The following is a 20,831-nucleotide window of genomic DNA, read 5'->3' as shown; positions in this document are numbered from 1 at the left end:
AGAACAGCTTCACGCAAGTTATGTCGGTTTGACTGTGTCCAGTTGATCTGGAAACAGGAGACCTGTCATGGGCCTTTTCGGAGTAATGCGCACAGGCGTTTCAGGCATGAATGCGCAGTCTAGCAAACTCGGCACGGTTGCCGACAATATCGCCAATTCCAGCACCACCGGCTACAAGCGGGCGATGACGGAATTTTCCTCCCTGGTACTGTCCCAGGGGTCGGGAACCTACAATTCGGGAGGCGTTAAGGCTCATACCAAATATGCCATAACGGATCAGGGCGCGCGGACCTATACCACGTCCAGCCTCGACCTTGCGGTCAGCGGCAACGGGTTTTTCATCGTCTCCAGCGGAACCGACGCCAGTTCCCAGCAGGCACTGACCCGCGCCGGGTCCTTCGTGCCTGACGGGGAAGGCTTTCTCGTCAACACGGCGGGTTACTATCTGCAGGGCTACCCGATTACCGACGGTTCTGAACCGGCATTGGTGGCCAACGGTCTCGGCGGTCTGGAACCGATCAACATTTCGCAGAACAAGCTCGAGGCGACACCGACGGGCCGGGCAACGCTCTACACGAACGTGTCCGAGGATGCGACGATCGTGGCTGGCGCCAACCTTCCCTCCGTCGACTTCGCGTCGGCTGCGACGGTCGATTATTCCCATAAGACGTCGCTTATCGTTTACGACAACCTCGGCAACGAGGTGAAGCTGGACGTTTATTATTCCAAGACGTCCGAAGTTCCTCCTGCATCCGACTGGGAAGTTGCGGTGTTTGATTCAGCCGATTCCACAAACGGCGGATTTCCCTATGCCAACCCGCCGCTGAGCACCCAGACCCTGACCTTCGACACCACCACGGGCGATCTTGCGGGGGCCAGTCCGACGACTATCAACGTCGCTGTGCCGAACGGGGGTACCTTCGATATCGATCTGGCCGATTCAACCTACCTGAATGCCGATTTCGAGGTCACCACCGTCGATACGGACGGAAACGCGCCGAGTTCCGTCGAGGGTGTCGAATTCAACGACGACGGCACGCTTTTCGCGGTCTACGAAAACGGCGACCGCCGCGCGCTCTACAAGATCCCCCTGGCGGATGTCGCGAGCCCGGACAAACTCGATCCGTTGAGCGGCAACATCTACCGCCCGTCCTTCGAGTCCGGTGAGGTGCGGGTCGGTTTCCCGGGAGAAGCGGGGTTGGGCGATCTGGAAGTGGGCGCGCTGGAAAGCTCGAACGTGGATCTGGCGAGCGAACTGACCTCGATGATCGAATCCCAGCGCACCTACACAGCCAACTCCCAGGTGTTCAAGGCCGGTTCCGACCTGCTGCAGGAACTCGTCAACCTGACCCGATAAAACCCCAATAAATCCATTGGCCCGTTAACCCGAAAGTTGATGTCATGAGCCTGTCCGTCGCATTGCAGGTTGCCCAGTCCGCCCTGGCTGCCCGCCAGACAGAATCCGCGGTGATCGCCCGCAATATCGCGGGCGCACAGGATGCCGGCTACTCCCGAAAATCCGTGGTTCTCAGCCAGGTTTACAGCTCTACCGGCCAGTCCGGCGGGGTCCGTGTCGACGGTGTCGTCCGGGTGACGGACAGTGCCCTGTATTCGTCTCTTCTTTCTTCCACGTCCGTCGGCTCCTCCCAGGAAGCCATCCTGAACGGCCTGACCAGAATGTCGGAGACGATCAACGACACCCAACTGGAGATGTCGCCCGCGGCAATGCTGGGCGAGCTGCAGCTTTCCCTGCAAAATTACGCCTCGGATCCGAACAACACCATTCTCGCCCAGAACGTTCTGCAATCCGCCAAGGATATGGCCTCCACCCTGCAGTCCGGCTCAGCCACCGTTCAGGAGGTGCGCGCGAACGCGGATACCGATATGGCGGGATCCGTCCGGCAGATCAACAATCTGCTCGGCCAGCTAGAGGATCTCAACACGGTCATCGTCAAGGGCACGCAGTCCGGCGCCGATGTGACCGATGCCCTGGACAGCCGGGACCAGATCCTTTTGGCGCTTTCGGAAGAAATCGGCATTACGACGCTCGACCGCGCCAATGGCGATATCGTCGTCTACACGGACAGCGGTGTGACCCTGTTCGAGACCAGCGCCCGCGATGTGAGATTCGAGCCTACGCTGGTTTATGACGCGACGACGGTCGGCAATGCGGTCTTCGTCGACGGTGTTCCGGTGGCCGGGCCCGGTGCCATGATGCCGATCAGCTCCGGGCGATTGCACGGTTTGGCCGAGCTTCGCGACGATGTCGCCGTGACCTATCAGAACCAGCTCGACGAAGTCGCCCGCGGTTTGATCGAAGCCTTCGCCGAAAGCGATCAAAACGGTGGGGGCGGGCCGGATCAGGCCGGGCTGTTCACCTGGCCGGGCGCACCTGCCGTTCCGGCGACAAGCACGCTTGTTGCCGGACTGGCGGGGGAGATAGAGGTCAACGCCAATGCGGATCCCGATCTCGGCGGCAGCCTGGACAGAATCCGGGACGGTGGCATCTCCGACCCGTTCGATCCCGACTACAACTACAACCCGGCGGGGGCGGCCGGATTTTCGGACCGCCTGCAGGAACTGGTTTCCGCGTTCGATCAGGACCGGGTCTTTGACGGCGGCGTCGAGCTCGATCCGTCCGACACCTTGAGCGGATTTGCAGCGTCTTCCGTCAGCTGGCTGGAAAGCGGCCGCAAGACCATGACCAGCAATGTCGAGGTGCAGGCGGTCATCCTGGGCCGCACGGCGGAAAATCTCGACAACAAGACCGGCGTCAACATCGACGAGGAGATGACGCTGCTACTTGATATCGAGCGCTCCTATTCCGCCGCGACGCGGCTCATTTCAGCGGTCGACGCGATGTTCGAAGATCTCCTGGCCGCAGCGAGGTAAAGTCATGAAAACCACCCATATCTCAACGATTTCATTTGCGAACGCCTCACGCCGGCAGATCACGAGCCAGGCGAATCTGGTCAACAAGCTCAGCATCGAAATGTCTTCCGGACGCAAGTTCGACGTCGGGCTGGATCTGGGGTCGCGCACCGGCGAAAGCGTGTCCCTGCGGGCGGAATTCCATTTTCTGAACGGCATCGTCGATACCAACGCTTTGACAGCGTCCCGTCTGGATGTCAGCCAGGCCGCGATGGGGGATATGCTCAGCGACGCTCAGGGTTTCCTGAGCACACTTATAGCGCTGCGCGAAGATGGCGGCAGCGCGGAAATCGTCAAGGCGGATGCCCAGGGAAGCATGGAACTGCTGGTATCGCGGCTGAATACCCAGCTAAACGGCAATTTCGTGTTCGCCGGGATCAATTCCGACCAGGAACCGGTCGCCGATTATCTCGATCCCGCGTCGCCGAACAAACTGGCGGCCGACGCTGCCTTTTTCGCCGAATTCGGTATCACCCAGTCAGACCCGACCGTATCCGGCATCACAGCTGCGGCAATGGACACCTATCTGAACGGCGCGTTCGACGCGCTGTTCCAGGATCCTGCCTGGGGGACGGACTGGTCGGGCGCTTCCAACAGCGTCACGGTCAGCCGGATTTCGGCGAGCGAGACGGTCAACAGCTCCGTGAGCGCCAACGAACAGGCTTTCCGGGATCTGGCGCAGGCCTACACGCTGATGGCGGATCTGGGCAACGAAAACCTGGATCCGGGCACTTATAAACGCGTGCTCGACAAGGCGATTGAAAAGCTCGGCACCGGTATCGCCGGCGTGACCAGCGCGATGGGGAAACTCGGCAACGTGCAGGAGCAGGTCAAGCTGGCGAGTTCCCGCCTGCAAGTCCAGACCGACATCCTGAACAGCCGCATCAACGATCTGGAAAACGTGAACCCGGAGGAAACGTCGGTTCGTCTGAATACCGCGCTGACCCAGTTGGAGACGACCTATGCTGTTACAGCCCGCATGCAGGGCCTCAGCATACTCAACTACATCTGATCATGCCCAAGTATCTGACATCAAGAGTAAATATGAAACTGGAGAGGGCCCATGTACAACTTGTCCTATGCTGAGGTCATGGATGATCTCTGCGGCGATCAACGGTTGAACGAACATGAGGCGATGACGATTGTCATCGACAAGCTGAGCAATGCCAGCGAACTGGGAATCCGCTCGCCGGAAGCCGTGGACGCGCTGTTCTACACCCGGCGCCTGTGGAGCTACTTCCTGGAACAATTGGCCGATGACGGCAACGAACTGCCCATCGAAACGCGGGCAAATCTCATTTCCATCGGGATCTGGGTCCTGAAGGAAGCGGAAGCGCTGCGCCAGTGGCAACAGGAAGACTTCGCCGACATCATTCAAATCAATTCCATCATCCGCGACAGTCTGGACGGTTAACCTCATGAAAATCGGATTGAAAGCGGGCGAACGCCTGTTCCTCAACGGTGCGGTGATCCGGGCCGAACGCAAGACAAGCATCGAACTGCTGAACGATGCGGTGTTCCTGCTGGAAGCGCATGTGCTGCAGCCCGAAGACGCGACAACGCCTCTACGGCAGCTCTATTTCATTCTGCAGACCGTGATCATCGATCCCGCCTCCGCGCACACTGTACAGGACATGTTCCATCTGGTGCTTGCGTCGGTCAAGGCTGCCTTCTCGTCGAAAGAGGTTCTGGACCGGCTGAATGAAGTGGAGAATCTGGCGACATCCGAACGCTGGTTCGAAGCGATGAAGATCGTGCGCGGCCTTTATCCCGTCGAGGCGAACCTGATGGTCGCCGAAAAACGCAAAGAGATGCAGGCCGGGAGGTCAGTGCCCTCGGTTTCGGCCGGAAACAAGTATCGCCAAGGCCCGCTGCTGGCCGTCGTTTAAAGGAGAAACAGCATGACCACTGTTGAAGGTGTCGGCGCGGCACAAAACCAGACCCCGGGAGCTGCTTCAAGCGCTCAGCAGCAGCTGACCGTCGACTACGATACATTTCTGCAGCTGATGATGGCGCAGATGCAGAACCAGGACCCGACGAACCCGATGGATGCTTCCGAACAGCTTTCGCAGCTCGCAAGCTTCAGCCAGGTCGAACAGGCCATCCAGACCAACGCCAAGCTGGAGACCATGCTGATGAACATGTCCTTCGGACAGGTGGATGACCTGATCGGCAGAACGGTCACAGACCCGAACGGGACGACGGGTGTCGTGGAACGGGTGGAAATCTACTCGGACGGTACGCTCCTGGCGCTCGACAACGGCAAGGGCGTTCTGCTTGGCCCGGGCATCACCGTATCCTGAGCGGGCAGACCGACCATGAATGAAGTAGACGCACTGGACATTGTCAGGACCGCAATCTGGACGATCCTTATCGGATCGGCGCCGGCGATCGTACCGGCGATGGTCGTGGGGATCGGGATTGCCCTGATGCAGGCCCTTACCCAGGTTCAGGAAATCACCCTGACCTTCATTCCGAAAATCGTTGCTATCCTGGTGATGATCGTCATTGCCGGACCGTTCATCGGCGGCCAGATCTACACGCTGACCACGCTGATCTACGATCGGATCGAGTCCGGGTTTTAAAAAATCCTTCCGGGAAGACCCCGCGTAACCGCACCGACCTTGCTCCGCCACGAGCAAGGCGGTGCGGTTCCGTTTTTCGGCGCTGTGAAACATCCCGGTTCCCCTCCCGGCGGGTCAACCGCATTCATCCGCGATTATCGCAATGCCAGGTGCTCTAAAAGCTTCACGCAAGCTTGAGCGGCGACCTTGCGGGTCTCCAACACGTCTGCGAGGGCAGGAATGACAGACACCTCAGTTTCACCGATTGCCGATGGACCGCCTGAAAGCCGCCGAGACGTGGGTTTCGCGCTTGGCATCATCGTCATTCTCGTGGTTCTTTTTCTGCCGATCCCGACTTTTCTGATCGATTTTGGTCTTGCCATGTCGATTGCGCTTTCCGTGCTTATCCTGATGGTGGCGCTGTGGATCCAGCGGCCGCTGGATTTTTCATCCTTCCCGACGATCCTGCTGATCGCCACCTTGCTGCGGCTGTCGCTCAACATCGCCACGACCCGGGTCATTCTCGCCAAGGGGCATGAGGGACTGGATGCGGCCGGTTATGTGATCCACGGCTTTTCGCAATTCGTGATGAGCGGAGATTTCGTTATCGGGCTGATCGTGTTCTCGATCCTCGTGATCGTGAACTTCATGGTGATCACCAAGGGCGCGACGCGTATCGCTGAAGTCGGCGCGCGCTTTACGCTGGACGCGATCCCGGGCAAGCAGATGGCGATCGACGCGGATCTTTCCGCCGGGCTTATCGATGACAAGCAAGCCCAGCACCGGCGCAAGGAACTGGAAGAGGAAAGCTCCTTTTTCGGTGCAATGGACGGTGCCTCGAAATTTGTGCGCGGCGATGCCGTCGCCGGGCTGATCATTACGGCGGTCAACATCCTTGGTGGCATCGTCATCGGGGTGACCCGCTATGACATGAATGTCTCGAACGCCGCCGACGTCTTTACCAAACTCTCCGTCGGGGACGGTCTGGTTTCCCAGATCCCGGCTCTGATCGTGTCTCTGGCGGCGGGTCTGCTGGTCTCCAAGGGGGGAACCAGAGGCTCGACGGACAAGGCGGTTCTCGGCCAGCTTGGCGGGTATCCGCGCGCCCTGTTCGTTGCGGCGATCCTGATGGCGATCTTTGCGGTCATGCCGGGGCTTCCCATGCTGCCGTTCCTGCTGCTGGCCGGCCTGATGGGTTTCGTCGGGTACACCATTCCCAAGCGCCTGGCCGCCAAAAAGAAGCTCGAAGCGGATAGCAAGACAGCCGCCGATGAAAAGACCAGGCTTGAGGAAAAGGATTCCGTCAAGGAGACACTCAAATCCTCCGAAGTCGAACTGGTTCTCGGCAAGCAGCTTTCGGCCGAACTCCTGACCAAGCACGGTGAACTTTCGCGCAGGGTCGCCAAGATGCGGCGGAAATTCGCGGAACAATACGGGTTCGTGGTGCCCGATATCCGCGTTACCGACAGCCTGACGCTGGATCCGAAAAGCTACCAGATAAAGATTCACGGCACGATCGTCGCCTCGCAGCACCTCAAGGTGGGCGAATTGCTGGTCATTCCGAATTCGGATGAGGCGCTGCCCGTTCCGGCCGATGCCACCAGGGAGCCAGCCTTCGGCATGCCCGCCTACTGGGTGCCGCCGGCCTACAAGGACGAACTGAAACGCCGCGGTCTGACGCCGGCGGAAAACATGACGGTCATTCTCACCCATCTGAGTGAAGTGATCCGCAACAACCTGCCGCAGCTTCTGTCCTACAAGGACATGCGGATCCTGTTCAACCGCCTCGACCCGGAATACCAGAAGCTGCTGGACGACATCTGCCCGGCCCATACTTCCTTCTCCGGCCTGCAGGCCGTCCTCAAGCTGCTGCTGGCGGAACGGGTCTCGATCCGCAACCTGAACCTCATTCTGGAAGCGGTAGCTGAAATCGTTCCGCATGTGCGCCGCTCGGAGCAGGTCGTGGAACACGTTCGCATGCGCATAGCCCAGCAGATCTGCGGCGATCTCGCCGAAGGCGGATCGCTGAACGTCCTGCGTCTCGGCAACCGCTGGGACCTTGCATTCCACAACGCCCTCAGGCGCGACGCGAAGGGGGATGTGATCGAGTTCGATATCGAACCGCAACTGGTTGAGGATTTCGGAAACCAGATGTCCGAAGCGGTCAAGAAGCACATGAAGAACGGCAGCCGGTTCGCCATCGTGGCGGCGCCCGATGCCCGGCCCTATGTGCGCATGATCGTGGAGCGCATGTTCCCGACCCTGCCTGTTCTGTCCCACCTTGAGATCGCCCGTGGAGTGGACGTCTCTGCCCTTGGAAGTGTCTCGTGATTGCCGGCGGACTGTTGCTCGGCACATTCAATGCTTCGGTTCTGCTGGCCGTCTTTCTGCTGTTCTGCCGGATCGGCGCCTGCCTGATGATCATTCCCGGGTTTGGCAGCAACCGGATTCCGGTCCGGATCCGCCTGTTCGTCGCCCTTTCGGTTTCGCTCGCGCTGTCGCCTCTGTTGACCCCTGCGATCCAGGCGGCCCTGCCGGATGAAGAACTGGCGACGGTCGCCTGGTTCATCGGCGCGGAACTGCTCACCGGTGCTTTCATCGGATTCCTTGGCCGGGCATTCATCGCGGCGCTGGAAACCCTGACGACGCTGGTGTCCATGTCGATCGGCCTCTCCAACATGCCCGGACTGCCGATCGAGGGTGTCGATGCCCTGCCGCCGGTCGCGAACCTCTTCACGGTGACCGCGACGGCAATGGTCTTCATCACCAACCAGCACTGGGAGATCCTTCGCGGTCTTGTAGCTTCCTACGAGGCCATTCCCGCGGGGGTGCCGCTGACGGCTGTCTCAAGCCTGGAACAGTTCACCGACCAACTGGCGCAGACCTTCGTGCTGGCACTACGGGTGTGCAGCCCTTTCGTGGTCTACACGGTGGTGGTCAACCTGGCGGTCGGCCTGGTCAACAAGCTGACCCCGCAGATCCCGGTCTATTTCATCTCCATGCCGTTTGTCATCGCAGGCGGACTCTACTTCCTCTACCTCGTCATAGCGGAGGCGATCATGATCTTCCTGGACGGGTATTTCACATGGCTTCAGATAGGATAGGACGATGGCGCGAAACAGTCAGGATATCGAACGTCTGTTCCGGACGCAGAAGCAGATCTTTCTGTTTTCCTCGTGGCTCTTGCAGAAACTCGATGCCCAGGTCTACCAGCTCTCCGAAAAGGAACGGCGTATTCTCCTGGCGCTTTCCAACGGCGACCTGGCCCAGCATGACCGCTTCATCGCCAATGCGGCGGAGCGCTTGCGGCGGATTATCGAGGAAATGGCGCGGCTGAGCGAAGCCCGTTCCAGGGTGAATTCCGAATTCGACCGTCAGCGGATGATGCTGAAGCTGATGGCCGAGCGGCTGGCGAAGATGCGCGGCGAGGAACAACGGGCGGAAGAAGAACGCGATCTGATGGATCTGCTGGCACGCCGTTTTGGCTGACGGCCCCAAAAGTTCGGGACGCAAGCCTCCCGCAAGCTGCGACAGCTACAACAGAAGCTGCAAACAAGGCCTGAAGTAAGCTTCCCTGCTTGCCTTGCCCTGTCACCCTGCGGGCCTTGTTTGCAACCAGTTTTGACCAAGGAGCCGTCTTATGGCGATTTCGCCCCCGTCCGACCTGATCCTGGATGTTGCCAAGGCCGCGGACCCGGCCAGTCTTCAGGCCGCCACCAGCCGATTGAAATCCATCGCCGTTTCGGGGTCGGGAGCAGATTTCCCACTCGCCTTTGCCGATGCTTCCGCCAGCACGACGGCGGCGTTCAACCGCTACAGTCCCGAGGCTGCAAAATCTTCCGGGGCGAATAAATCGCCTGCCGAGAAGTTCGAAGCCATGATCCTCACCCAGTTCGTGGAAACGATGCTGCCTGAAAACTCCGAAGCTATCTTCGGTGAGGGGGCCACGGGAGAGATCTGGAAATCGATGCTCGCCGAACAGGTCGCCAATCAGCTTGCCGCCAGCGGCGGGGTGGGAATCGCGGACATGATTTCAAACACGCTTGATCACGGAGTAAAAGCATAATGGACGCCGGCCAGGAAATCGCCATTCAGGAACAGGTTCCCAACCCGGTGCATTCGGCGCCGCTGATCGTCGCGGTCAAGCGTGCGAGCAATGCCGTGCGTGATGAAACCCTGGCGCTGCGCGCCGATCCGATCGCAGATCTCAAACGGTTCGAATATGCCAAGAGCCAGGCGCTTCTGGACCTTTCGCGAGCTCGTTCGGCAGTTCCGCCGAATGCCTTCTCCAGGGAGCTGAAAGCCGATCTGGCGGAGTTCAAGGAAGTGCTGGAAGAAAATGTCGGTCTCTTGAGACTGCATATGAATGCGGTTTCCGAAGTGGTGCAGATGATGTCCAGGACGATGATCGATTTCGACTCCGACGGCACCTACCAGGCGCCGTTTCCGGAGCCCGCGCGATGACGAAAATCCTGATTGCCGGCATCTGGATGGCGGCCACCATGCTGGTGTCGGGATATGCGACCGCGCAATATATCGCCTCCCAGAAGCGGATCGGCGTGAACGGCGAGGCAAATTTCGTCGGTCTCGACTATGAAACGCTCAAGCCGGTCAACGTTCCGATCCTGTTCGAGGGAGCCTTGCAGGGCTACGTCGTCGCCAAGCTGGTCTTCACCGCCGATGCCGAAGTCCTGCGCCGTCTGCCTGTACCGCCTCATCCGTTCCTGGTCGATGAGGCCTTCCGCGTGCTTTATTCGGACAGCCACCTCGATTTCAGAAACCTGGAACGCTACGACCTGGACAAGTTCACCGAGGGCCTGAAACAGAAGACCAACGCCCGTTTGGGCCGCTCCGTGATCCGGGACGTACTGGTGGAAGAACTGAACTATTTCGACCAGGACGTCGTGATGACGCATTAACGGGCAGGGGCCCCTGCCTTGTTTTTTTCACTGCCGCCTCCCAGGCACCGGCGCTTGCTTTTATGCAGGCGCCGTTTTTTTTGGAGGTCGCCTCTCAAGAGACATGAAACTGACAGCGCATTCCCGTGCATCGATTTCCGGGCTCACGCAACAGGATTGAAGATCGTGTCAATGGCCTGGAAAATCGTGTTGTAGACGCCAATTTCGTCTCGTGCGAAATCACCATGCGGCACCGCCTTTTTGGCCTCGTTGATCAGATCGGCCTTAATGGCTTCAAGATCTACACCTGTGCTGCCGGCGTGGTTTGAAAGCTCCAGATGCAGCCGCTTGGCGATACCGGCATAAGCGACGATTGCCGTCACCATGTGTGCCGGTTCCTCCGGTATCGGGATCTTCTTCATGCTCGCCGTTTCCATGGTTGAAACAATGCCGTTCTGACGCGGTTGAGTGCGCTCGGGGTGATTGTAACACTACAAATCAATTGAGCGCTTGGCGGAACCAGGAGGTCCGTTGAAATTGAGAAAGACCAGGTCAATGGCGCCGTGTCGCGTGAAGCGCTTCAGTGGAAAATCGACTGGCTGAAACAAGGCGCATGTGTCGAAAGACGCCTCGTCCCTACCTCAGCCGTGCATCCTTCAAGGCATCCAGCAACAACTCCGTCTCCTTCACCTTGTCGCCGGCGGCGTCGGGCACCTCGACGTAGGAGACGTTGACCGCATTGTCCGGCCAGGCCAGCACGACGGTGAAATAGATCCACGCGCCTTTATTGAAGAATTCGAGATCGAGCGAGATCTTCGGCGTGGTTTCCCATTCGACATCCGCCTGGGCGGCCATGGAGTAGCGCAAGGATCCTTCCTTGAAGTACAGCTCGGCCGCGGTCTTGATCAGTTCCTCGATGTTGCCGTGCTGGTCGGTGCGGATATAGGCGACGAAATCGACCACATCGACGAGCTTCAGGTCTTCGATGAAATCCGTCAGGGCCGAGGCTATCGCCTCCTGGCGCTGCCGGTCGCTGGAAAGGCCGGTTGACATGTTTCTGTCGCCTTCAGGCAGATCTTGCATAACCGGCACCTCCAATTCGATTGGAAGAGCCAAGCACAGTCCGGGTCGTGTATTCAAGGTTCGCGCGTTGTTGGAGCACCAGGTGCGCGCCGCGCGCCGAAAGATTCCGCGTGCGGCCGGAAGACCGAATTTGCTTCGCCGATAAACCCAAAATCAAACGTCCCTAACTCCAGCCGTAACGAGGATTAATCCGGTGCGATGGACTAATCTGACCACGACTTCATCTATACTGCAGTTCTTGTTTGGCGTGAGTACACATAACAGATAATTTCTGCAACCGCTCTATAGAATTCCGGTGGTATCATGCGTTCGATTTCCGTGGCCGCGTAAAGAGAGCGCGCCAGTTGAATGTCTTCGATCACCGGAATGTTGTTGGTTTCCGCGATCTCCCTGATCTTCAGGGCGATCAGGTCCTGTCCCTTGGCGACCACAACCGGCGCCGGGCTCTGGTCGCCGTCATAGCGCAAGGCGACGGCGAAATGGGTCGGGTTGGCGATGACCAGGGTAGCCTGCGGCACGGCGGACATCATGCGGTTGCGGGCCCTGTCGCGCGCCAGCGAGCGCTGGCGGGCCTTGACGATCGGGTCGCCTTCCATCTGCTTGTGTTCGTCCTTGATTTCCTGCTTGCTCATGCGCAGATTTTTGCGCCAGTGCGAGCGCGACCACAGGACATCGACGGTCACCAGCAGGATTGTGACGATACAAACGCCGGCGATCAGCCGCATTGAAATCTGCAGGATCGTTTCTGGCAACGCGCTGGGGTCTGTAAACATGGCGTTGATCAGTTCCACTTCATTTGCCCGGAACTGGCCAAACACGATGGCGCTGACCGTGGTGAACTTGAAAACCGCCTTGAGAAATTCAACAAGGCCCTGTGCCCCGAAAATCCGCTTCCAGCCTTTCGAGGGCGAAAGTTTCGAAAAATCCGGTTTGATCCGGTGAAAGACGATGCTCGGGGTGTTCTGAAGGAATGCCGAAGCCAGGCCGGCGACAGACAACAGCGCGATGACAGGGGCAAGGAACACGGCGGTCTCGATTGAAACCGCGTGGGAGAGCAGCAATGCGTCGGCGCTGTTTCCAAGTCTCACTCCTCCCGAGAGATCCAGGAGATGGGTCAGCTTTCCGACAAGCTGGCGTGCTCCCGATGTCACCACGAAACCACCGATCAGCAGGGCGGCAACGAAAGTGGCAAGGACCGGTGCTTCTCGCGAAACCGGAGTGTTGCCTTTCTCGATTGCATCCCGAACCTTTTTCTCGGTCGGTTCTTCTGTTTTTGAGTCCTTGTCTGTCTCTTCCGACATTCAGCGATCCGTCTCCTGGCCCGCGGCGCCGCATTTCCGGTCCGGCAGCGGTCAGGCGAAAAATGCGCCGTCGTCCTGTTTCGGATTCAGTTCGATCTCGCCCCTGCCGGCCATTTCCAGCGCCAGGTTGGTGATCGCGCTGCGGGCATCCAGAACGTCGCGCTGCGCGGCCGGTTCGCCTGCCGCCAGCTCATGCTCGGCAATGCGCCGCGCACGGGAGGTCAGGGACGACAGGATGACTTCGCGGAACTGCGCGTTGGTTCCCTTCAGCGCCAGGACGATCCGGTCGGTCGGGATCTGATCGAAAATCGCCATCCGGGTCCGGGCGTTGAGATTGATGACGTCGTCGAAGGTAAACAGCAGGCCCTTGAGAAGTTCCGCCGTTTTCGGTTTGACCACATTGAGGTTATCCAGCGCGTCCTCCATATGCTCGCGGTCCATCTTGTTCAGGATGTCCGCCATGCGGGCATGGGAATCGGCCTCCAGGGTTCCGGACAGGTTGAGCATGAAATCCTCGTGCATGGTCTTTTCCACGTCGCGCATGATTTCCGGAACCACCGCCTTGATGGACAGCATTCTGCGGACAAGCTGGTTGCGCGTTTCGCCGTTGACCTGGCCCAGAACCTTGGCCGCCGCGGCGGGTTTGATCTTGGTGAGGATCAAGGCGGCGGTCTGGGGATGCTCCTTGAGGAGATAATTTGCAAAGACGGTCTCAGAAACCGTGGTCAGGCGGTCCCAGATGGAGCGGTTCGAATTGCCGAGCACATCCGACATGATGTCAGAAAGCTGATCGTCAGGAAGGATCCCCTCCAGCATCTTTTCAACTTCATTGGCGGATCCGTAGAGGGTCGTGCCGTGGGAAAACTGTTCGATAAATTCCTCGGCCAGCCGGTCGAGTTCTTCCGATGCCACCGTTCCCAGCTGTGCCGCGGAGACGGTGATCATGCGGATTTCTTCCTGGTCGAAATGCTGCAGCAGCTTCTGGGAGCTGGTCTTGCCCAGCGACAAAAGAAGTGCCGCCACCCTTTGCACGCCGTTCAGGCGGCGCGCGGGCGGAGAAGGAGGATTGGAGAAGCTCGCGGATTGCGCCGCGGCCGCGGCATTGGCAGTGCTCGACATTGTCACACGTTCCTGAGGAGACCTGGGGCTACGGGCCGGTTAGCTTCTGGATCAGATGTCCAGACCGCCGTTTTGCGCGCTGATGATTTCCGTGAGAGAGACACCGAAACGGGAATTATCGTCTTCGACGACCACCACTTCGCCGCGCGCGATCACCCGGCCGTTCACGACGATGTCGATCGGTTCGCCGACACGGTGATTGAGCGGAATGACCGCGCCACGGCCGAGTTTCAAAAGGTTGGACACCAGCATCGTCGCGGAACCCAGAACAACCTGAATATTGACCGGAATACCCAGGATCGTGTCGAGGTTCTTGTCGTCCCCCATGGTGCCGGGCGAACTGTCCCTGGGCGGAGATTCAACCTTGGCGAAATTCGCCGCTTCGGCCGGTTTCGTCTTCACACCCGCATCCGCGGAAACGTGATCAATAACAGTGTCGGACATTACATCTTATCCTTTTGGTTCATGGAAACGGTGCGGAACGGACTTCCGCCAGGGTTGTCGATCCGGTGAACGCGGGCCGGGACCGGCTTCGGCGTTTCGCCCCGGTGAATGGACGCCGTGTCCTTTTGGGCTCTGCCGGCGGTCATGACGCCCGCGTGCTGCAGGGGAGCGAGCGGTGTGTCCGAATCCGCGAAGATCTCCAGGTCGTCCCTTGCTGGCGTAAGCCGGCTTGACGTCTCGAACAGGGCCGTTGCCTTGGAAAGCTCCTTCAGTTCCGCCCGCAAAACCGTTTGCTGGCGCTTGGCTTCGCGTGTCAGCCCGTCTATCTCGGCGATGAGTTCGCGCGCATCGTCCATGCGGTTGCCGAGAGCATTGAGGATCTGCGCGCTCTTGACGTTGATCTCCTGGATGGAGACTTCGATCCCGTCCAGAGCCAGTACCGTCTGGTCGAAAATACGCTGGTAATCGGCGTGATATGTTCCGAGGCGCCGCAGCTCCCGGTGCATGGCCAGCATCCGGACCGTCGTCGCGACGAGCGCGATCAGGAGGACGCCATCAACGATTGCGGAGATCATCGAAAAGATCCTTTTCTTCCTCATGAATGAGTTCTTCGATCTGCAGCGTGTAGGACCCGTCCAGCTGTCCGAGCTGACAGGTGAAGATCGGCTGGTCGTTGCAGGAAAGGGTGACCGGGCTCCGTGCGGTCGCCTGAAGCTCGATGGTCTGGCCGACCCTCAGGGCCGAAAGTTCGCCGAGCGACATTTCGCGTTCTTCCAGGATGGCCTCCAGCCTGACTTCGGTGCGCTGGATTTCGTTGTGGAAGTGCTGCGTCCACTGTTTGTCGCGGCCCGACATTTCACCGGAAAGGACCTGTGAGAGGCGCTGGCGCAGCGGATTGAGGGTGGAATGCGGCATGACCACGAACACCTCGCCGCCACGGCCTATTGCCTGCTGCAGCAAACGTGCGACCACGGCCGGGTTGTTGCGGCGGCCGACGACGGCGAAGTCCATGCGGCTTTCCACGCGCTCGATCCTGAGCGTCGTTTCCGCGATCGGCGCGAAGGATTCAGCCAGGGCTTTGGAAGCCACCTCGAACATGGTGCGCGCGATGCGGGTTTCGATGTTGGAGAAGGGGCGTTCGTCATCTATCGGCGGTTCCGTTCCATCGGCGCCGAAAAGCACGTCCACCAGCGTGAAAATGAAGTCGCGGTCAAAACCGACAAGAACGCGGGCGTCCCATTCGGGAGAATAGAGCACCGCCACCAGCGCATTGGATTCGAATTCGTCCAGAATGTCGCCGATGCGGTTGTTTTCGACGTAGCTCACCGAGATATAGGAAGGTGAGGGGGACTTCTGCCGCATGGCGTCCGCCATGAGGCGTGCCATGCGGTCGAACACCACCGGAAGCATCGGCAGACGGTCTACGGAGATCCCGGCTGCGTCCAGCAGGCGGTCGGCGATCATGGCCCGCTCGGAGCTGGAACCACCGGAATTTGCTGTTGCTGCTTCGATCATGACTTATGCCGCTCCCTGAAGGTCCTGGACGTTGTCGCCGCCGGACCCCGCGCTCATGGTCTCGTTTTCAACCTCGTCGATGGTCGGGCGGTCGTAATCGGAAATGGTCTTGCGGCCATGCTCCAGAGCGATCTGCGGATCGGCGCCGTTCATGAAGGCGAGGAGGGTCTGCTTGACGACGATGTAGGTCCGCAGCCGGGATTCCCGCACGTTCTTGATCTTCACGGCCAGCGGGCCGAAGAGGGAATAGGAGAAGAAGATGCCGACGAAGGTTCCCACCAGTGCGGCGCCGATCAGGCTGCCGAGCAGCTGAGGGGACTGGTCGATCGCGCCCATTGCCTTGATGACGCCGAGCACGGCCGCGATGATCCCGATCGCCGGCAGGGCGTCGGCGACGCTGCTCATGGCGTGGAACGGTTTCATCTGATCGCGATGGATCGTCTGCAGCTCCTCGTCCACCAGTGCCTCGATCTCATGAGCGCGGGCATTGCCGACGATGATCAGACGGAAATAGTCGCAGATGAAGGTCGTCAGGTTGGCGTTGCGCAGAACCGTCGGATATTTTTGAAAGATCTGCGACGTGTTCGGGTCTTCGATATGCGGTTCGACCTGGTTCCGTCCCTTGGCGCGCAACTCGCGCATCAGTCCGTAAAGCAGTGCCAGCACGTCCAGGTATTCGCGTTTGTTGGGAACCGCGTTCCGCAGCGCGTCGGATACCGCGAACACCGTTCCCCGGATGGTTTTCATCGGGTTGGCGACGACGAATGCACCAACGGCAACACCCAGGATGATGAGGAGCTCCCAGGGTTGCCAAAGAACGGAGACCTTGCCGCCGAGTGCGGCAAATCCACCGATAAGGGAAGCGCCCGCAATGAACAGGCCAATAAGAATGGTCACCTAAAAGCTCCCGACTGGTGAGAAAATCGACTGTGATTGGGAGAACGCTAGGAGGTGAGACTTGTCCGAAGCTGACGCGGTGGCGTTTTGGCCGGTATTGGCGCTTCCTGGCCGCGGTCAGCCTGGCGTAAGCTCGCCGCGTGAAAATTCCTCAAATTCTTTTGCCCGCCAGGAGGGATGAGGACATGATCAACACGTTGACCCAGGTGCAGCTCGTCAGATCGAATATGGAGCGTTCGTTGAAGAGCGTGGAAGCGGATCCGACGGTCGAACGCCAGACTGAATACTACCGGGAAAATATCCGCGACATTAAGTCTGTCGACGATTTCCTGGCGGATGACCGCATCTACAATTACGCGATGAAGGCCATGGGTCTGGAAGACATGACCTATGCCAAGGCATTCATGCGGAAAGTGCTGGAAGAGGGCGTTACGGAAAGCGATTCCTTCGCCAACAAGCTCGTGGATACGAGATACAAGGAATTCGCCGAGACCTTCAACTTCGAGCGCTACGGATCGACGACGACATCCTTTTCCCGAACCCAGGAAGGGATCGTCGACAAATACTACCGCCAGACGCTGGAGGTTCGCGAAGGCGAACAGAACCAGGGGGTTCGTCTTGCCCTTTATTTCGAGCGCAAGGCTGCCGATATCACCAACGCCTACGATGTGCTTGCCGATCCGGCGCTGGCCGAAACCGTTTACACCGCACTTGGCCTGCCGCAGGCATTCGCGATGGGCGACATCGACAAGCAGGCCGCCTATCTGGAGGAACGGCTCGAGTTCGACCAGTTCGGCGATCCCGACTATCTGGCTGATTTCCTGACCCGGTTTTCCGCGCTCTACGATCTTTCGAACGATTCCCAGGCCAGCCAGTCTCCGGCCCTGACCATCCTCGGGAACAGCAACGGCATCGTACAGATGGGCGAAAGTCTTCTCGCCAGTATTCAGAAATTCCGCCTCGGAGGCTTTTGATCCATGCAGTCCGCTCTCTATGTCGCGCTTTCGGCGCAGGTCGCTCTGTCCAACCGTCTGGAAACCGTCGCCCGGAATGTCGCCAACATGAACACGGCGGGCTACCGGGCGGACGAGGTCAAGTTCGCGGAACTGGTCTCCCAAGCCGGTCAGAACAAGGTGAGTTTTTCGACCGGCGGGGAGAAATACATCTCGCGTCAGATCGGAAGCCTGAACAAGACGGACAATCCGCTCGACATGGCGATCGAGGGCGATGGCTGGTTCGCGATCCGGGATGCGAACGGCACGGTTTCCTATACCAGGGATGGCCGCTTGCAGATCACGCAGGACGGAACACTTCAAACGCTGACCGGCCAGGTCATTCTGGGGACCGGGGGGCAGCCTATTTCTGTGGATCCGGAAGCCGGGACGCCGCTGATTACCCAATCGGGAGAAATCTCGCAGCGTGAGATCGGTGTGGTTGGACAGGTCGGGCTGTTCCGCATTCCGGAGGAGGCGAAGCTGACGCGCAAGGACAATTCGGCGGTCATTCCGGATGTTCCGGCCACTCCGGTGCTGTTCTTTGACCAGCACGGCATTCGCCAGGGATTTGTCGAAGGCGCGAATATCAATCCGGTGCGCGAGATGACCAAGATGATCATGATTTCTCGTGCTTTCGAAGGCGCGACGAAAATGATCGACATGAGCGATGAAAGCCAGCAAAAGGCGATCCGCGAACTGGGAGCGACTTCATGAGCGCGGTTGACGTAACCGCCGCCATCGGCAGGGCGCCGGAACCGCACACAGGCATGCCGGAAGCCCATGCGGCGGCTGGCCGGTCCGCGTTGTCCGCCGAACAGGCAGGTGGAAACTTCAGTTTCGGGGATTTCCTCGATGTGATCAATCCGCTGCAGCATATTCCGGGGATCGCGGAACTCTACCGCTCGGTGACCAATGACCGGATTTCCGACGATGCACGCAAGGCCGGGAATGCGTTTTACGGATTTGCTCTTGGCGGTCCCGTCGGGCTCGGCGCCATGCTCGCCTATAGCGCTGCCGGCGATCGCTGGGCCGGTTCGGCGGATGAAAATGAGCCGGCTAATCTTCAAGTCGCCGACGCCTCGAAAGTGCCTGGCGTAACGGAAAGCTCCGAAACGGATGGCATACCGGTGCCCGCACGCAAGCCGGAGCTGACGCCGGAGGCCGCGCCTGAGGTTGCACCGGGGGTCACCGACAGTCCGCAAGGGGCCAGGACCGGTGACCTTCTGGGTCAGAAAGTCGCCTCCATAGCGGAGAAATCCAACCCGCCACTTGTCCTGTCCAATCTGTTGTCGAAGGAAGTTTCTTCGGCCAGTGCCGGGAAGGCGAGTGCCGCGGCCGGGACCGGAGCGTCCTCGGTTTCCTATGTTGATGGCGCACCTGCCGCGCATCCGCAGAAGCCCGCTCTTCCGGACGAGCAGGGACTTGGACGTCTTGCGACGCACAAAGCCAACCATCTTCCTCTGGATGTATTAAAGGCCCTTCAGGAACGCCATGCCCAACGCACCGCATCTGAACGCTCTTGACCAGGTTGTCGCGTCGCTGTCGTCACTGGAGACTGAAATCGGTCCCGTGAAACTCAGTGGCCGCGTGACGCAGGTTTCCTCCGAGGCAATCCGGGTGTCCGGCCTGTCGCGCATCGTGTGTCTGGGAGACCTTGTCCAGTTCGAGGGGCGTTCCGGCCTCCGGCAAGGCGAAATCATCCGGCTGGACCAGAAAGACGTCGTGGTCAAACCGCTCGAGCGTGTCACGGATATAGGTATCGGCAGTGTCGCCTCGGTGACAGGCGGACTTGCAATTCATCCGGACATGAGCTGGCGCGGGCGCATCATCAATGCGCTGGGAGACCCCATCGACGGAGCGGGGCCGTTGACCCATGGCGTGGAGGCCTTCCTGCTGGACCGTGCTCCACCTCCGGCCATGAACCGGGCCAAGATTTCAGACGGCGTGAAAACGGGCGTGAGGGTGATCGACCTGTTCACTCCGCTCTGCGTCGGGCAGCGGCTTGGCGTTTTCGCCGGTTCCGGTGTTGGTAAATCCACGCTGCTCGGCATGCTGGCTGGCTTCGGTGACTTCGACACAGTGGTCGTTTGCCTTGTGGGCGAGCGCGGCCGCGAGGTGCGTGAGTTCATTGAAGACAGTCTCGGTGAGACGCTGGCCAGTTCCGTCGTGGTTGCCTCGACCGGAGACGAAAGCGCAATGCAGCGCCGGCTCGCGCCCAAAACCGCCATGAGTGTCGCCGAATTCTACCGCAGCCACGGCCACAAGGTTCTGCTCATTCTGGATTCGGCTACCCGATTTGCCCATGCGGCCCGCGATGTCGCGCTTGCTGCGGGTGAACCGCCGGTCGCCCGCGGTTATCCGCCCAGCGTGTTTGCGGATCTGGCGCGCCTTATCGAACGGGCGGGACCGGGAAACTGCGGCGAAGGGTCCATTACCGGTATCTTTTCGGTGCTGGTGGACGGAGACGATCACAATGACCCGGTTTCCGATACCATCCGCGGTCTGCTTGACGGTCATATCGTCCTGGATCGACAGATTGCGGAATCGGGACGTTACCCTCCGGTAAATGTCCTGAAATCCACCTCCCGTCTTGCGACGCGGGCCTGGACCCCGGAGCAGCAGGAGCTGATCCACAGGATCAAGGGGCTGATCTCGCAATACGAGGACACAAAGGATCTGCGCATGATGGGCGGTTTCCAGAGCGCAGGTGACGAGCAGCTTGAGAAAGCCTGCCGTCTCGTTCCAAAAATCTACGAAGCGATGCGCCAGCGTGCAGACCAGGTTCTGCCGTCCGACCCGTTTGCCGAGCTTGCTCAAGCGCTTTCCGCGGACGCGTAAACTCTTTGTTTGCTTACCGACGCTGAAATAAAAAATGCGCTTTGAAGCGCTATGGTTTTCCTATATACAAACTCGAATAATTTTAAAGAATTCGCTGCTATTTCAGGTGCTTAGGATTTTAGATAAATTATCGGTGACTTTGTCCTCAATATGGATGATCTTTTATTTATATTGATCCGTGAAATTACAAGTTGTCTCTACTATGTTTCTCGAAACAATCCCCAAATAAGGGAAGAAGTGTTGACC

General features: G+C 59.2%; 25 protein-coding genes. 17 read left to right on the top strand and 8 right to left on the bottom strand.

Annotation, left to right across the window (positions count from 1 at the left end):
* Positions 1-67: 67 nt before the first annotated feature.
* From CLV41_RS16495 to CLV41_RS16435, 13 genes are all read left to right on the top strand, one after another.
* Positions 68-1,357: a flagellar hook protein FlgE gene (locus CLV41_RS16495; protein WP_103223526.1), complete on the top strand. Its 1,290-nt coding sequence runs from the start codon at positions 68-70 to the stop codon at positions 1,355-1,357.
* A gap of 44 nt (positions 1,358-1,401) precedes the next feature.
* Complete coding sequence (gene flgK, locus CLV41_RS16490) at positions 1,402-2,892, top strand: flagellar hook-associated protein FlgK (protein WP_103223525.1); 1,491 nt, start codon at positions 1,402-1,404, stop codon at positions 2,890-2,892.
* A 4-nt stretch (positions 2,893-2,896) separates the two neighbouring features.
* Positions 2,897-3,943 (top strand): flagellar hook-associated family protein, encoded by a 1,047-nt coding sequence (locus tag CLV41_RS16485; RefSeq protein ID WP_103223524.1) that lies wholly within the window; start codon positions 2,897-2,899, stop codon positions 3,941-3,943.
* Positions 3,944-3,994: 51 nt separating this feature from the next.
* Positions 3,995-4,345 carry a flagellar biosynthesis regulator FlaF gene (gene flaF, locus CLV41_RS16480; protein ID WP_103223523.1) on the top strand — a complete coding sequence of 117 codons (351 nt, stop codon included), beginning with the start codon at positions 3,995-3,997 and terminating at the stop codon, positions 4,343-4,345.
* 4 nt (positions 4,346-4,349) lie between these two features.
* A complete protein-coding gene (flbT, locus tag CLV41_RS16475) occupies positions 4,350-4,820 on the top strand; it encodes a flagellar biosynthesis repressor FlbT (protein ID WP_103223522.1) in 471 nt (156 codons plus the stop codon).
* A gap of 12 nt (positions 4,821-4,832) precedes the next feature.
* Positions 4,833-5,234 (top strand): flagellar hook assembly protein FlgD, encoded by a 402-nt coding sequence (gene flgD / locus CLV41_RS16470; protein ID WP_103223521.1) that lies wholly within the window; start codon positions 4,833-4,835, stop codon positions 5,232-5,234.
* A 15-nt stretch (positions 5,235-5,249) separates the two neighbouring features.
* Positions 5,250-5,516: a flagellar biosynthesis protein FliQ gene (gene fliQ, locus CLV41_RS16465; RefSeq protein WP_103223520.1), complete on the top strand. Its 267-nt coding sequence runs from the start codon at positions 5,250-5,252 to the stop codon at positions 5,514-5,516.
* Positions 5,517-5,735: 219 nt separating this feature from the next.
* A complete protein-coding gene (flhA, locus tag CLV41_RS16460) occupies positions 5,736-7,826 on the top strand; it encodes a flagellar biosynthesis protein FlhA (RefSeq protein ID WP_103223519.1) in 2,091 nt (696 codons plus the stop codon).
* Positions 7,823-8,599, top strand: a complete 777-nt coding sequence (gene fliR / locus CLV41_RS16455; protein WP_103223518.1) for a flagellar biosynthesis protein FliR — start codon at positions 7,823-7,825, stop codon at positions 8,597-8,599. The genes flhA and fliR overlap by 4 nt, the downstream gene beginning before the upstream one ends.
* Before the next feature lie 4 nt (positions 8,600-8,603).
* On the top strand, positions 8,604-8,984 hold the full coding sequence (locus tag CLV41_RS16450; protein WP_103223517.1) for a flagellar biosynthesis protein R: 381 nt from the start codon (positions 8,604-8,606) through the stop codon (positions 8,982-8,984).
* 151 nt (positions 8,985-9,135) lie between these two features.
* Positions 9,136-9,561 (top strand): rod-binding protein, encoded by a 426-nt coding sequence (locus tag CLV41_RS16445; RefSeq protein ID WP_103223516.1) that lies wholly within the window; start codon positions 9,136-9,138, stop codon positions 9,559-9,561.
* Positions 9,561-9,959, top strand: a complete 399-nt coding sequence (locus CLV41_RS16440; protein WP_103223515.1) for a hypothetical protein — start codon at positions 9,561-9,563, stop codon at positions 9,957-9,959. Before CLV41_RS16445 ends, CLV41_RS16440 begins: the two co-directional genes overlap by 1 nt.
* On the top strand, positions 9,956-10,414 hold the full coding sequence (locus CLV41_RS16435) for a hypothetical protein (RefSeq protein ID WP_103223514.1): 459 nt from the start codon (positions 9,956-9,958) through the stop codon (positions 10,412-10,414). Before CLV41_RS16440 ends, CLV41_RS16435 begins: the two co-directional genes overlap by 4 nt.
* A gap of 143 nt (positions 10,415-10,557) precedes the next feature.
* Here CLV41_RS16435 and CLV41_RS16430 read toward each other — a convergent pair whose 3' ends face one another.
* The 8 genes from CLV41_RS16430 to motA form a co-directional block, all read right to left on the bottom strand.
* Positions 10,558-10,815 (bottom strand): hypothetical protein, encoded by a 258-nt coding sequence (locus CLV41_RS16430; protein WP_103223634.1) that lies wholly within the window; start codon positions 10,813-10,815, stop codon positions 10,558-10,560.
* Between the two features lie 214 nt (positions 10,816-11,029).
* Complete coding sequence (locus CLV41_RS16425; protein WP_208987548.1) at positions 11,030-11,446, bottom strand: hypothetical protein; 417 nt, start codon at positions 11,444-11,446, stop codon at positions 11,030-11,032.
* Between the two features lie 254 nt (positions 11,447-11,700).
* A complete protein-coding gene (gene flhB, locus CLV41_RS16420; RefSeq protein ID WP_103223513.1) occupies positions 11,701-12,777 on the bottom strand; it encodes a flagellar biosynthesis protein FlhB in 1,077 nt (358 codons plus the stop codon).
* A 51-nt stretch (positions 12,778-12,828) separates the two neighbouring features.
* Positions 12,829-13,896: a flagellar motor switch protein FliG gene (locus CLV41_RS16415; protein ID WP_103223512.1), complete on the bottom strand. Its 1,068-nt coding sequence runs from the start codon at positions 13,894-13,896 to the stop codon at positions 12,829-12,831.
* A 51-nt stretch (positions 13,897-13,947) separates the two neighbouring features.
* Positions 13,948-14,223: a flagellar motor switch protein FliN gene (gene fliN, locus CLV41_RS16410; protein ID WP_208977825.1), complete on the bottom strand. Its 276-nt coding sequence runs from the start codon at positions 14,221-14,223 to the stop codon at positions 13,948-13,950.
* Between the two features lie 116 nt (positions 14,224-14,339).
* On the bottom strand, positions 14,340-14,915 hold the full coding sequence (locus CLV41_RS16405) for a hypothetical protein (RefSeq protein ID WP_103223510.1): 576 nt from the start codon (positions 14,913-14,915) through the stop codon (positions 14,340-14,342).
* A complete protein-coding gene (locus CLV41_RS16400; protein ID WP_103223509.1) occupies positions 14,896-15,855 on the bottom strand; it encodes a flagellar motor switch protein FliM in 960 nt (319 codons plus the stop codon). The genes CLV41_RS16405 and CLV41_RS16400 overlap by 20 nt, the downstream gene beginning before the upstream one ends.
* Before the next feature lie 3 nt (positions 15,856-15,858).
* The gene (gene motA, locus CLV41_RS16395) at positions 15,859-16,752 is read right to left on the bottom strand and encodes a flagellar motor stator protein MotA (RefSeq protein ID WP_103223508.1); all 894 of its coding nucleotides are present in this window, start codon (positions 16,750-16,752) and stop codon (positions 15,859-15,861) included.
* Positions 16,753-16,937: 185 nt separating this feature from the next.
* Here motA and CLV41_RS16390 point away from each other — a divergent pair, with 185 nt between their 5' ends.
* From CLV41_RS16390 to CLV41_RS16375, 4 genes are read left to right on the top strand one after another with little or no spacing between them, the layout of a single operon-like run.
* Positions 16,938-17,726 carry a DUF1217 domain-containing protein gene (locus CLV41_RS16390; RefSeq protein ID WP_103223507.1) on the top strand — a complete coding sequence of 263 codons (789 nt, stop codon included), beginning with the start codon at positions 16,938-16,940 and terminating at the stop codon, positions 17,724-17,726.
* Positions 17,727-17,729: 3 nt separating this feature from the next.
* Entirely contained in the window at positions 17,730-18,461 is a 732-nt protein-coding gene (gene flgF / locus CLV41_RS16385) for a flagellar basal-body rod protein FlgF (protein ID WP_103223506.1), read from the top strand.
* On the top strand, positions 18,458-19,270 hold the full coding sequence (locus CLV41_RS16380; protein ID WP_103223505.1) for a hypothetical protein: 813 nt from the start codon (positions 18,458-18,460) through the stop codon (positions 19,268-19,270). The genes flgF and CLV41_RS16380 overlap by 4 nt, the downstream gene beginning before the upstream one ends.
* A complete protein-coding gene (locus tag CLV41_RS16375; protein ID WP_103223504.1) occupies positions 19,239-20,585 on the top strand; it encodes a FliI/YscN family ATPase in 1,347 nt (448 codons plus the stop codon). Before CLV41_RS16380 ends, CLV41_RS16375 begins: the two co-directional genes overlap by 32 nt.
* Positions 20,586-20,831 lie beyond the last annotated feature (246 nt).

It is taken from the genome of Roseibium marinum (genome assembly GCF_002906165.1).
Classification (GTDB): Bacteria; Pseudomonadota; Alphaproteobacteria; order Rhizobiales; family Stappiaceae; genus Roseibium; species Roseibium marinum.
Note: the sequence above shows the minus strand (reverse complement) of the source record. Positions and strands in the feature narration are given on the sequence as shown.